We start from the raw sequence: 12,510 nt of genomic DNA, 5'->3' as shown, positions 1-12,510 counted from the left end.
CGGCGCGCGAATGTCGTCACGACCCGCTGAGGAGGGTCCGGAAAGGGCCCTCCACAGCCCCTGTGACCAGCGGTTTTGTACCCGGGTGCGATCATGGTCCGGGAGGGCGGGCGAGGGAGGTCCCGAGCCGGGTCCGGGCGCTCGGGAATTCCGGCGGCGCCCGGCACGCTGGAGTGGACGACAGGCCGGTGCGTCGGAGCGACGGCGGAGCGAGCAGAGATCGGGGTTGGGTGCGCGGTGCGTGACTTCCAGGCGCTGTACGAGCTGGATCAGCAGGGCGTGGCCGCGGTGGCCACGGCCAACGCGCAGTTGCGCGACACCGGCGCGGGCCTCGTGCTGCTGCACCACTTCGAGGGCTTCATGGACGCGGGCGAGGCCGGCGGCCAGGTGGTGGCGCACCTGCTGGAGACCGGGTCCCCGCAGGTGGTGGCCCGTTTCGACCACGACCGCCTGGTGGACTACCGCGCCCGGCGCCCCGCGATGGTCTTCGACCGCGACCACTGGACGTCCTACGACCCGCCGGAGATCCTGCTCCAGCTCGTCCACGACGCCGCCGGCGCGCCGTTCCTGCTGCTCACCGGCCCGGAGCCGGACGTCGAGTGGGAGGGCTTCGCCCGGGCGGTGCGCGAGCTGGCCGAGCGCTTCGAGGTCCGCCTCAGCGTCGACTTCCACGGCATCCCCATGGGCGTGCCGCACACCCGCCCCGTCGGCCTGACGCCGCACGGCAACCGGCTGGACCTCGCGGCGGGGTACCCGCAGTGGTTCGAGCAGGCGCAGGTGCCCGGCAGCGCCCAGGCCCTGCTGGAGTACCGCCTGGCGGAGGCCGGGCACGACGTGCTGGGCTTCGCCGTCCACGTCCCGCACTACGTGGCCCGTTCGGCCTACCCGGCGGCGGCCGTGGTGATCCTGGAGGCCGTGCAGTCGGCCACGGGCCTGGTGCTGCCGGGCTCGGGCCTGCGCGAGCGCGTCGGCGAGGTCTACGCCGACATCGAGGAGCAGCTGGCCCAGGGTGACGGCGAGCTGCGCTCGGCGATCCGCGGCATGGAGGGCCAGTACGACGCGGTGGCCGGGTCGGAGGGCCGCGAGAGCCTGCTGGCCGAGCCCGTCGACCTGCCCTCGGCGGACGAACTCGGCCGCCGCTTCGAGCAGTTCCTCGCCGAGCACGAGCGCGGCGCGGAGTAACGCGGAGTAGCGCGGAGTGGACGGCGCCGACTGAGGAAGCACCGGCGAATCCGGGCCCGGCGGGAGTCATCCGCCGGGCCCGTGCGTTGAGCCCTCGGTGCCCGGGGGACGGGCCGCCGCTGCGAGTCCGCCCGTGACGCCGACCCTCCCGAGGACGCCATGCCCAGGACCACCCGCCCGACCGCCGCGCTGACGGCCGGTCTGGCCGTCATGCTCCCGGCCGCCCTGCTGCTGACGGGCTGCACGAGCGGCGGCTCGGAGGGCGACGGCTTCGCGGGCGCCCTGCCCGCCCGCGAGCACGCGACGCCGACGCCCACCCCGCCGCCGACCTGGCCGTACGTGGCGCTCGGCGACTCCTACACGGCCGGCATGAGGATCTCCCCGCAGACCGGTGAGCCGCGCGGCTGCTCCCGCTCCTCGGCCAACTACCCCTCCCTGGTCGCCAAGGCCCTCGGGCTGACCGCCGCCCAGTTCCAGGACGTCAGCTGCACCGGCGCCCGCACCGGGGACCTCACCGCCGCCCAGCGGACCGCGGACGGCTCCAACCCGGCCCAGTTCGACGCCCTCACCCCGGCGACCAGGCTGGTGACCCTCGGCATCGGCGGCAACGACGCCGGTTTCGTGGACGTCGTCACCGAGTGCGCCAAGGACAACCTGGTCGACGTGGTGAAGGGCCTCGTCGGGGGGCGCTCCGCCTCGCCCTGCCGCGACCACTTCGCCTCGGACGGCGCGAGCGGCACCGACGAGGTGCAGCGCAAGGTCGAGGCGGCCGGCGACCGGGTCGGCCAGGCGCTGCAAGAGGTCAAGCGCCGCTCCCCGCAGGCCCGGGTCCTCGTGGTCGGCTACCCCTCGCTGCTGCCCGCCGACCCGGCGCTCTGCAAGCCGGTGCTCGGCGGCACCGTCACCCCCGGTGACCTGGGCTTCCTCCTGGAGAAGGAGCAGCAGCTCAACGCCATGCTCAAGAAGCGCGCGGAGGCGGCCGGGGCGGTCTTCGTGGACGCCGCCGCCCCCTCCGCCGGGCACGACATGTGCGCGGGGGAGGAGGCCCGCTGGATCGAGCCGCCGTTCCCGGCCGAGGGCCTGGCGCCGGTCCACCCCAACGCCAAGGGGCAGGAGGGGGTGGCCGCGGTCGTCCTCAAGGCCGTCAAGGGGTGACCGCGAGGCCCGTCACCCTCCGGGGGTCGGGTGGTGGGCCCACCACAGCGCGCCGAGGCCGCAGTACAGCCCCACCTCCACCACCCCCGGCCGGGCCTCGACCCGTTCCACGGCCTCGACCGGTATGCGGTGGACGGCCCCGCCCTGCTCGACGACCACGTGCAGCGGCTCCAGCCGGGCCTGGGCCCGGGTGCCGCGCAGCACCAGCGGGGGCATCTGCGGCGCGGGCGGTGACGATGATCTTTCAGGCATGGCCGCAGGCTAGTGCCGCCCAGGGGCGCGTGGGGGAGGGTTCACACTCCCGTCCACACCCCTTCGTGCGCGGCTCACCCCGCGTGTCGGGGGTGCGGCGTACGGTGAGACGCATATGGACGACACCGCGCACCGCCTCGCCGCCCCGATCCCGTACGACCACGCCGCCGAGGCCCGCTGGGTGCCCGAACCGGACAAGCGCCCCGGCCGTACGGCGTTCCAGCGCGACCGCGCCCGGGTGCTGCACTCGGCGGCGCTGCGGCGCCTGGCCGGCACCACCCAGGTCGTCGCCCCGATGCGCAGTGACTTCCCGCGCACCCGTCTCACCCACTCCCTCGAATGCGCCCAGGTCGGACGGGAGTTGGGCGCCGCCCTCGGCTGCGACCCGGACCTCGTGGAGACGGCCTGCCTCGCCCACGACATCGGCCACCCGCCCTTCGGCCACACCGGCGAGGAGGCCCTCGACCAGGCCGCCGAAGCCTGCGGCGGCTTCGAGGGCAACGCCCAGTCGCTGCGCATCCTCACCCGGCTCGAGCCCAAGCGCTTCGCGCCCCAGGAGGAGCCCGTGAGCCGGCTCGCGCCCCGGCCCGGCCGCACCGTGGGCCTCAACCTGACCCGCGCCGCCCTGGACGCCGCCACCAAGTACCCCTGGACGCGCGGCTCCCACCCCACCGACCCGGCCTCGCCCAAGTACGGCGTCTACGCCGACGACCTGCCGGTCTTCCGCTGGCTGCGGGCCGGCTCCCCGCCCGGACGCAAGTGCTTCGAGGCGACCGTCATGGACTGGTCCGACGACGTGGCCTACTCCACCCACGACGTCGAGGACGGCCTCCAGGCCGGCCACATCGACCCGGCGGCCCTGCGCAGCCCGGAGGAGCGCGCCGAACTGTTCAAGGTCGCCGAGCGCTACGCCCGCGACGCCGAGCCCGAGGAGCTCTCCGCCGCCCTCGACCGGCTGCTCGCCCAGGAGTGGTGGCCCAACGCCTACGACGGCACCGCCCGCGCCCGCGCCGGGCTCAAGGACCTCACCAGCCAGCTCATCGGCCGCTTCTGCCTGGCCGCCGAGCAGGCCACCCGCGCCCGCTACGGCCCCGGCCGGCTCTCCCGCTACGCCGCCGAACTGGTGGTGCCCCGGGGCGTGCGGCTGGAGTGCGCGGTGCTCAAGGCCGTCGCCGTCCGGTACGTGATGCAGCGCGACGAGCAGGCGCAGCTGCGGGCCCGCCAGCGGATCGTGATCGCCGAGCTGGCGTACGTGCTGACCCAGCGCGCCCCCGAGGGCCTGGACCCGGTCTTCATGGCGATGTACCACGAGGCCGAGGACGACGGAGCGGCCCTGCGCACCGTCATCGACCAGATCGCGACCCTCACCGACGCCTCGGCGCTGGCCCTGCACGCCAATCTCGTCGGCTCCGCCTGGGCGTGAGCCGGACCCGAGCCGGACCCGAGCCGGACCCGAGCCGGACCCGAGCCGGGCCTGAGTCGGACCTGAGTCGGGCCTGAGCCGACCTGAGCTCCGTATGCCCGGCCGTCCCAGTAGAATTCCGGGGTGGCCGGGCGGATCAGGGACGAAGACGTACAGGCGGTGCGCAGCGCACTGCCGATCGACGCGGTGGTCGGCGACTACGTACAGCTGACCAACGGTGGCGGTGGCGAGTACAAGGGCGTCTGCCCCTTCCACGACGAGAAGTCCGCCTCCTTCTACGTGAACCCCGCCAAGGGCGTCTTCCACTGCTTCGGCTGCCAGGAGAACGGCGACACCATCGCCTTCCTGATGAAGATCGAGCACTTCACCTTCGCCGAGGCCGTCGAGCGCATGGCCGCCCAGGCCGGGATCACCCTGCGCTACGAGGAGGGCGGCTACAGCCCCCGCCACCAGCAGGGCGAGCGCACCCGCCTGGTCGAGGCCCACAAGGTGGCGTCCGCCTACTACCGGGAGCAGCTGGCCTCGCCGGAGGCGGAGATCGGGCGCCGCTTCCTGGCCGAGCGCGGTTTCGACGAGGAGGCGGCGAAGACCTTCGGCGTCGGCTACGCGCCCGTCGGCTGGGAGCACCTGGTGCGCTTCCTGCGCGGCAAGGGCTTCACGGACAAGGAGATCCTGCTCGGGGGCCTGGCCTCGCAGGGGCAGCGCGGCGGCCTGATCGACCGCTTCCGGGGCCGGCTGGTCTGGCCGATCCGCGACATCGCCGGTGAGGTGGTCGGCTTCGGCGCCCGCCGTCTGCGCGAGGACGACAACGGCCCGAAGTACCTGAACACCCCCGAGACGCCGATCTACAAGAAGTCCCACGTGCTGTACGGCATCGACCTGGCGAAGAAGGAGATCGCCAAGTCGGGCCGCGCGGTGGTGGTCGAGGGCTACACCGACGTGATGGCCTGCCACCTGGCCGGGGTGACCTCGGCGGTGGCGACCTGCGGCACGGCCTTCGCCGAGGACCACATCAAGATCATCCGCCGGCTGCTGATGGACACCTCCCAGTACCGGGGCGAGACGGTCTTCACCTTCGACGGCGACGCCGCAGGCCAGAAGGCCGCCCTGCGCGCCTTCGAGGACGACCAGAAGTTCGCGGCCAAGACCTCCATCGCCGTCAGCCCCGGCGGCATGGACCCCTGCGAACTGCGCCTGGCCCAGGGCGACGAGGCCGTCCGGAACCTGATCGACAACCCCGTCCCGCTCTTCGAGTTCGCCCTGACCTCGGCCGTGGCCCGGCACCGCGTGGACACCCCGGAGGGGCGTTCGGCGGCGCTGGAGGAGGCGTCCCCGATCGTCGCCAAGATCAAGGACCGCTCGATCCAGCACGAGTACGCCGTCCGCCTGGCCGGCATGCTCGGCATCCTCGACGAGCAGTTCGTCGTCCGCCGGATCTCCCAGCTCGCCCGCTGGGACCGCGAACGCCAGCAGAACCCCCGGGGCGCCGCCGCCCAGCGCCGCCCCGAGGCCGTCCAGCAGCCGAGCCCCGCCCAGCCGGCCTTCCGGCTGAACCCGCGCGACGCCGCCCAGTTCGTGGAGCGCGAGCTGCTCAAACTGGCCCTCCAGCACCCTGACCTGGTCAGCCCGGCCTTCGACCACTACGGCGAGGACGAGTTCCCGACCCCGCCGTACACGGCCGTGCGCCAGGCCATCGCCAAGGCCGGCGGAGCCGCGTACGGGGCCACCGTGAAGGACTTCACCACCGCCGTGCGCGAGGCGTGCCCGGACGACCGGGTCCGCTCGCTGGTGACGGAGCTGACGGTGGAGCCCGTCCGCTCCCGCCGCAAGGCCGACGCGATCTACGCCGGGGAGTTCCTGGTCAAGCTGCGCCTGCTGGCCGTCGACCGCCGCATCGCCGAGGGCCGCGCCTACCTCCAGCGCCTCGGCCACCGGGCCGACGCGGAGCAGCTGCACGCGGTGCAGACCGAGCTGTGGCAGCTCCAGCAGTACGGCGATCAGCTCAAGAGCCGGGGCTCGGCGGCTCTCTAGGGCGTGTCTGACAATCGGCGACCCCCGGCGGGAATTGTCAGACACGCCCTGGCGCAGAAAGTCGACGCACGAGTCTCGGCCACGGAGTGTGGCGTGGCGCACACTGGTTGACGCCCCCACCTCCGTACAGCGCGGGTCCGCCAGAGTCGCGCCCCGCCCAGAGGGGATGCCCGTGGACCGAGGCCCCGCCGCAGCGACCGCCCCCACCGTCACCACCGTCACCGCTACCGCCGTACCGGACCCCGTGCTCGAACCCGAGCCCGAGCCGGAGTCCGAATCCGAGCCGGAGTCCGAATCCGAGCCGGAACCTGACGACGAACCCCGTGAGCGCGCCGCCGAGGCGGGCGGCGGGCCGGCCGCCGACCTGCTGCGCCAGTACCTGCGCGAGATCGGCCGGGTGCGCCTGCTGACCGCCGCCGAGGAGGTGGAGCTGGCCCGCCGCGTCGAGGCGGGCCTGTTCGCCGAGGAGCGGCTGAGCGCCGACCCGCCCCCGCCCGAGCGCCTGGCCCGCGAGCTGGACTCCCTGGTGGTGCTCGGCCGGATCGCCAAGCGCCGCCTGATCGAGGCCAACCTGCGCCTGGTGGTCTCCGTGGCCAAGCGCTACGTCGGCCGTGGCCTGACCCTGCTGGACCTCGTCCAGGAGGGCAACCTCGGCCTGATCCGGGCGGTGGAGAAGTTCGACTACGCCCGCGGCTACAAGTTCTCCACGTACGCGACCTGGTGGATCCGCCAGGCCATGAGCCGGGCGCTGGCCGACCAGGCCCGCACGATCCGGGTGCCGGTGCACGTGGTCGAGCTGATCAACCGCGTGGTGCGCGTCCAGCGGGGCCTGCTCCAGGAGCGCGGCCTGCAACCCGCCCCGGCCGACATCGCCGCCGCCCTGGAGCTGACCGAGGCGCGGGTGCGCGACCTGCTGAGGCTGGCCCAGGAGCCGATCTCCCTGCACACCCCGGTCGGCGAGGACGAGGACGTGGCGCTCGGCGACCTGATCGAGGACGCCGACGCCGCCTCACCCGCCGAGTCCGCGACCTTCCTGCTGCTGCGCCAGCACCTGGAGGCCGTCCTGGACACCCTGGGCGAGCGCGAGCGCCAGGTCGTCCAGCTGCGCTACGGCCTGGACGACGGCCGCCCGCGCACGCTGGAGGAGATCGGCGCGGTCTTCGGCGTGACCAGGGAGCGGATCCGCCAGATCGAGTCCAAGACCCTGGTCAAGCTCCGCGACCACGCCTACGCCGAACAGCTGCGCGGCTACCTCGACTGAGGGCTCGGCGACTCCGAGGCGGGGGCCGCCGGGGCCGTCTCGCCCGGAGCGGCCGGTGTGATCGGCGGGGCCTGGGGCGCGACGGTGGCCGGAATGGACGGCGTGCCCGGGGTGGCCACGGCGGGCGTGGTGCTCGCCCCCGCGCCCGTGCCCGGGGGAGGGGTGGCCTTGCCGATCGGGATCGGCGTGGAGTCCACCACCATGGCCAGGTTGGAGATGACCAGGGTGCAGTCGTGCCCGGACGGCTGGAAGCCGCAGACCTGGAAGCCGATCGCCGGGTCCGCCGCGCTCAGCATCGGCGAGTAGTTGTCGTAGCCGTAGTGGATGAGCGCCGTCTCGCTGTCCCCGGTGGTGTCGGTGATCGTCGCGTAGTCCTTGGGCTCGCCCTCGGTGATCGCCGACCAGGCGGCCTCGCAGATCCGGCTGTAGCGCAGGTAGACGACCACCTTGCCGATGACGGTGGTCGCGAGCGTACGGGCGTCCCGGCCGCAGCCGGTGTTCTTCGGGTCCTTGTGCGCGCAGCCGAGCGCCTGGCAGGTCGCGGCGGTGGGGACGGGCGAGGGCGGGGTGACGGTCGGGCTGGCGGTCGGCGTCAGGACGGGCCGGGCGGCGTCGGCCGACCCGTCGTCGTCCTGCTGGCGGCCGACGTTCAGGCCCGCGAGCACCAGCAGGGCCGCCAGCGCGACCGCCGAGGAGACCAGCACCGCCGGGCGCCGCCACCAGGCCGGTACGGGCCCGGGCTCGTCCGCGGAGGGTTCGGCAGCGGGCTCTGCGCCGGGCACTGCGCCGGGCTCGGCGTCAGGTGCCGCGACCGGCTCGGCCGCGGGCTGAGCGTCGGCCGCGGCGGAAGCCTCCGCGGGCGACTTCTCCAGGGAGACCTTGGGCCGCTCCTCCACCGCCAGCCGCCACAGCGTCCGCAGCGCGGGGCCGTCGCACGCGACCGCCCCGATCAGCGCCTCCAGGGCCTGCTCGGTGATGCTGCGCTTGCCGTTGAGCCAGCGCTCCCAGGAGGCCCGGCTGTAGTGCGTCCGGGAGGCCAGCTCGGAGAGCGACAGCCCGGCGGCGTCCTTGATGGCCCGGAGTTCCCCGGCCAGGTCCCTCTCGGGCCCCGACAGCTCCTCGGGCAGGTCCTTCCACGCGGAACTCAATGCGGCCTTCCAAGCTGGGAGTCGGGGAGGGGGCGGCGGGGCGCGGGGCACGGGCCGTCCGGGTGTCTCCGCCTCTCCAACCTCTTCGGCCTGCCGTCTCAAACCCCAGGTCCTGGCGCTGAGACGCTCGGAAGTGTCTCACAACCCCCGGAAACGCTCGAACATTCACGCGTCTGTCAGGCACAGTTCTCTGGCCGGTGTGGTTCGCCGACCGGCCGAGACGTTCGGGAGCCGACCGGTCAGCCGGATCCGGCCCGATCGCACGTCCCGTTCACCCCCACTCGACCGAGGCAGCCTCGCGGGGGGAGGCTGCCCCGGCCGGACCGGGACACGCGGCGGGGAGGGCGCTTCATCGTGCCCTCCCCGCCGTGACCACGTTCGTACGCGGCGGACGCCGGTACCGGGCGTTCGATGGTGGACGTCCAGAGAGAAGCGTCCGGTGGTGGACGTCCAGAGGTGGGCGTCCGGTCGCGGATTCAGTACCGGGCGTTCAGTGGTGGAAGCCCGCCCGGGCCGGCACGCCGAGGTCCTTGAGCGGGACGGGCTGGCGCCGCAGCTCCGGCAGCAGCCGGCCGAGGTCGGCGAGCAGCAGGTCCGCGAGGTCCCGGGAGAAGCCGTTGCGGCAGACGATCCGCAGTACCGAGAGGTCCTCCCGGTGCGGCGGGAACGTGTACGCGGGCACCTGCCAGCCGCGTTCGCGCAGCCGCCGGGAGACGTCGAACACGTCGAAGGGCACGTCCTCGGTGGTGGTGAAGGCGAACACGGGCACCTCGTCCCCGCGGGTGAGCAGCCGGAAGCAGCCGAGCTTCCCGATCTCCCCGGCCAGGTACCGCGCGACCTCCCGGCTGGCGCCCTGCACGGCCCGGAAGCCCTCCCGGCCCAGGCGCAGGAACACGTAGTACTGGGCGGCCACCTGCGCGCCGGGCCGGGAGAAGTTCAGCGCGAAGGTCGGCATCTCCCCGCCGAGGTAGTTGACCCGGAAGACCAGTTCCTCGGGCAGCGCCTCCTTGTCCCGCCACAGCGCCCAGCCGACGCCGGGGTAGACGAGGCCGTACTTGTGGCCGCTGGTGTTGATCGAGGCGACCCGGGGCAGCCGGAAGTCCCACACCAGCTCCGGGTCGAGGAAGGGCGCCACCATGCCGCCGGAGGCGCCGTCCACGTGCACGGGCACGTCCAGGCCCGTGCGCTCCTGGAAGGCGTCCAGGGCGGCGCAGATGTCCGCGATCGGCTCGTAGGAGCCGTCGAAGGTGGAGCCGAGGACGCCGACCACGCCGATGGTGTTCTCGTCGCACAGGGCGGCGGCCTGTTCGGCGTCGAGGTGGAAGCGCTCGCCGCTCATCGGCGCGGTGCGGGCCTCGACCTCCCAGAAGTCGCAGAACTTCTCCCAGCAGACCTGCACGTTGACGCCCATCACCAGGTTGGGCCGGGCGCCGGTCGCGTAGCGGTCGGGGTTGCGGCGCATCCAGCGGCGCTTGAGGGCCATCCCGGCGAGCATGCAGGCTTCGCTGGAGCCGGTGGTGGAGCAGCCGACGGCGGCGTCCGGGTCGGGGGCGTGCCACAGGTCGGCGAGGATGGCCACGCAGCGGCGCTCGAGTTCGGCGGTCTGCGGGTACTCGTCCTTGTCGATCATGTTCTTGTCGAGGCACTCGGTCATCAGCCGGGTGGCCTGCGTCTCCATGCTGGTGGTGACGAAGGTCGCCAGGTTGAGCCGGGCGCTGCCGTCGAGCAGCAGCTCGTCATGGACGAGCTGGTAGGCGGTGTCGGCGGTGACGGGCCCGTCGCCGAGCCGGTGCAGGGGCGGGGCGAGCTCCATGGCGCCCAGCGGGTCGGAGATGCCCGTGAACGGGCCGATGCTCAGCCGGCGGTCGTCGCCGGCTCCCTTGTGCAGTGCCATCGCGTCCTGCCGCCCTTCACGCCCGTGGCCCGTCGTCGACGTCCAGCCCGGTCCACGCTGCCACCGGCGGCCGGGTGACGCATCCTCACGGGTGCTCCTGTCGCCCTACTGCGCGGCCTCGGGGTGGATCCGGTCCCGCGCGGCCCGGTACTGCTGGCGCACCGCCGCGCCGATGGCCAGGTCCTGGTCGCCGTCCGGCTCGACGGTCTGCGCCTCGGGCAGCTCCCACTCGGGCGGCTCGGAGGCGCCGGCCAGTGCCCAGGCGGCCTGCCGGGCGGCCCCGCGGGCGGCGTGCGCCCCGGGCGGCGGCACCACGACGGGCACGCCGAACAGCATCGGCGCGGCGTGCCGTACGGCGGGCAGGCGACCGGCGGCGCCGAGCAGGAACACCCGCTTGATCCCGACGCCCTGGGCGCGCAGCACGTCCAGGGCGTCCGCGATGTTGCACAGCATGCCCTCGACGGCGGCCCTGGCCAGGTGCTGAGGGGTCATCGACTCGGCCCGCAGGCCCGTCAGGGTGCCGGCGGCGTGCGGCAGGGCGGGGGTGCGCTCGCCGTCCAGGTAGGGCAGCAGCACCAGCCCGTACGCGCCGGGGCTGGAGTGCAGGGCGAGGTCGCCGAGCCCGTCCAGGTCGCAGCCGAGCATGGCGGCGGTGGAGCGCAGCACCTGGGCGGCGTTGAGGGTGGCGACCATCGGCAGGTGGCGGCCGGTGGCGTCGGCGAAGGAGGAGACCAGGCCGGAGGGGTCGATGACGGCCTCCTCGTGCACGGCGAAGATCGTCCCGGCGCTGCCGAGGGAGACCACCGCGTCGCCGGGGCGCAGGCCCAGGCCCAGGGCGGCGGCCATGTTGTCGCCGGTGCCGGCGGAGATCAGCAGGCCCTCGGGGGTGTGCCCGGCGGGTTCGGCGGGGCCGAGCACGTGCGGCAGCCTGAGCTCGTGGCCGAGGGCCAGTTCGACGAGGTCCTGGCGGTACTCGCCGGTGGCGGGGGACCAGTAGCCGGTGCCGGAGGCGTCGCCCCGGTCGGTGGTGCGGCGCTTGGGGTGGCCGAGCAGCTGCCACACCAGCCAGTCGTGGGGCAGCAGCACCTCGGCGACGCGGCGGGCGTTGGCGGGCTCGAACTCGGCCAGCCAGCGCAGCTTGGCGATGGTGTACGTGGGGGCGGGCACGGCGCCGATCGCGGCCGCCCAGGCGGCGGGGCCGCCGAGGGCGTCGAGGAGCTTGGCGGCGGCGCCGCTGGAGCGCGGGTCGTTCCACAGGATCGCGGGACGCACCAGCACCCCGCCCGCGTCCAGGCCGATCATGCCGTGCTGCTGGGCGCTGACGCCGATGGCCCGGACGCCCTCCAGCAGGCCCCCGGTGGCGGCGTCGCCGAGGGAGTGCAGCCACATCTGGGGGTCGGCCTCGCCGGGGCGCAGATCCTGGTCCTCGGGCACGGGGTGGGGCGCCTTGCCGGAGCGCAGCACCTCGCCGGTGTCACCGTCGCACGCGACGATCCGGGTGCTGTTGGTGGAGCTGTCTATCCCCGCGACGATGGCCATGTCGAGATCATGCCTCAGCCCGGCCCGGGACGCGTCCGGGCCGGGCGTGCTGTTGCCGGTTCGCGACCCGGCGTTGGGCCGTGTGTAGCCCGGGGGTCACCGGCCCGTCACGGCCGGACGGTACCCCAGCCGTCCTCGCCCCCGTCGCGGGTGCGGTTCAGGTACGGCACCCGGTCCGTGACCGCGTTCGGCAGCCGGCCCCCCACCCGGTCCGCGACCGCCCCGGCCGCCTTCCCGGCGACGGCGCCGGCCTGCTGCCGGGCCCGGTCGGTGGCCCCCTGCACCGAGGGGCTCTGGGCGATCTGCCGGGTGACCTTGGCGATCTGTTCGTAGCGCTCCCGCCCGGCCTTGGAGCCGAGGACGTAGCCGGCCGCGAAACCCACGGCCAACGACAGCTTCCACATGGTCGAAACCCACCCTCTCCTGGCGGCCTGCTGCCGCGTTGCCCTACCCGTTGGTCGGGACGGCGAACCGCCCGCGCCCCCAGCATCCCCGCGCGGTGCCCGGCGCGCACGGGGCACGCCGGGTCCGGCCGGGCCGGCCGGGGAAAGCGATTGGCGGACCACCCCCCCGAGTGCGCTAATGTATGTCCCGCAGCGAACGCCGAGGAGCCCGGGAAACCGGG

10 protein-coding genes are annotated in these 12,510 nt (G+C 74.2%); 5 read left to right on the top strand and 5 right to left on the bottom strand.

The features are described from left to right. Positions 1-237: 237 nt before the first annotated feature. The gene (locus ACIBCA_RS25035) at positions 238-1,182 is read left to right on the top strand and encodes a PAC2 family protein (protein ID WP_396285217.1); all 945 of its coding nucleotides are present in this window, start codon (positions 238-240) and stop codon (positions 1,180-1,182) included. A gap of 159 nt (positions 1,183-1,341) precedes the next feature. Continuing rightward, complete coding sequence (locus tag ACIBCA_RS25030) at positions 1,342-2,337, top strand: SGNH/GDSL hydrolase family protein (RefSeq protein ID WP_396285216.1); 996 nt, start codon at positions 1,342-1,344, stop codon at positions 2,335-2,337. Between the two features lie 12 nt (positions 2,338-2,349). Here the strand turns inward: ACIBCA_RS25030 and ACIBCA_RS25025 are convergent, their stop codons facing one another. Continuing rightward, positions 2,350-2,589 carry a hypothetical protein gene (locus ACIBCA_RS25025; RefSeq protein ID WP_396285215.1) on the bottom strand — a complete coding sequence of 80 codons (240 nt, stop codon included), beginning with the start codon at positions 2,587-2,589 and terminating at the stop codon, positions 2,350-2,352. Between the two features lie 115 nt (positions 2,590-2,704). Here ACIBCA_RS25025 and ACIBCA_RS25020 point away from each other — a divergent pair, with 115 nt between their 5' ends. The 3 genes from ACIBCA_RS25020 to ACIBCA_RS25010 all read left to right on the top strand — a co-directional run bounded on the left by ACIBCA_RS25020 (position 2,705) and on the right by ACIBCA_RS25010 (position 7,304). Then, positions 2,705-4,012 carry a deoxyguanosinetriphosphate triphosphohydrolase gene (locus ACIBCA_RS25020; protein ID WP_396285214.1) on the top strand — a complete coding sequence of 436 codons (1,308 nt, stop codon included), beginning with the start codon at positions 2,705-2,707 and terminating at the stop codon, positions 4,010-4,012. 123 nt (positions 4,013-4,135) lie between these two features. Continuing rightward, a complete protein-coding gene (dnaG, locus tag ACIBCA_RS25015; protein WP_396285213.1) occupies positions 4,136-6,043 on the top strand; it encodes a DNA primase in 1,908 nt (635 codons plus the stop codon). Positions 6,044-6,209: 166 nt separating this feature from the next. Continuing rightward, the gene (locus ACIBCA_RS25010; protein ID WP_396285212.1) at positions 6,210-7,304 is read left to right on the top strand and encodes an RNA polymerase sigma factor; all 1,095 of its coding nucleotides are present in this window, start codon (positions 6,210-6,212) and stop codon (positions 7,302-7,304) included. Here the strand turns inward: ACIBCA_RS25010 and ACIBCA_RS25005 are convergent. From ACIBCA_RS25005 to ACIBCA_RS24990, 4 genes are all read right to left on the bottom strand, one after another. After that, positions 7,292-8,452: a DUF2690 domain-containing protein gene (locus tag ACIBCA_RS25005; RefSeq protein WP_396285211.1), complete on the bottom strand. Its 1,161-nt coding sequence runs from the start codon at positions 8,450-8,452 to the stop codon at positions 7,292-7,294. The two genes, ACIBCA_RS25010 and ACIBCA_RS25005, sit on opposite strands and share 13 nt — an antisense overlap. A 490-nt stretch (positions 8,453-8,942) precedes the next feature. Then, a complete protein-coding gene (locus tag ACIBCA_RS25000; protein WP_396285209.1) occupies positions 8,943-10,346 on the bottom strand; it encodes a glutamate decarboxylase in 1,404 nt (467 codons plus the stop codon). A 105-nt stretch (positions 10,347-10,451) separates the two neighbouring features. Further along, the gene (locus ACIBCA_RS24995; RefSeq protein WP_396285208.1) at positions 10,452-11,885 is read right to left on the bottom strand and encodes an FGGY family carbohydrate kinase; all 1,434 of its coding nucleotides are present in this window, start codon (positions 11,883-11,885) and stop codon (positions 10,452-10,454) included. Positions 11,886-11,992: 107 nt separating this feature from the next. Then, positions 11,993-12,289, bottom strand: coding sequence for a hypothetical protein (locus ACIBCA_RS24990; RefSeq protein ID WP_031068026.1), 297 nt, complete (start codon positions 12,287-12,289; stop codon positions 11,993-11,995). Positions 12,290-12,510 lie beyond the last annotated feature (221 nt).

This window comes from Kitasatospora sp. NPDC051170 (genome assembly GCF_044455705.1).
Lineage (GTDB): Bacteria > Actinomycetota > Actinomycetes > Streptomycetales > Streptomycetaceae > Kitasatospora.
This window is presented reverse-complemented; position numbering and strand designations above follow the sequence as displayed.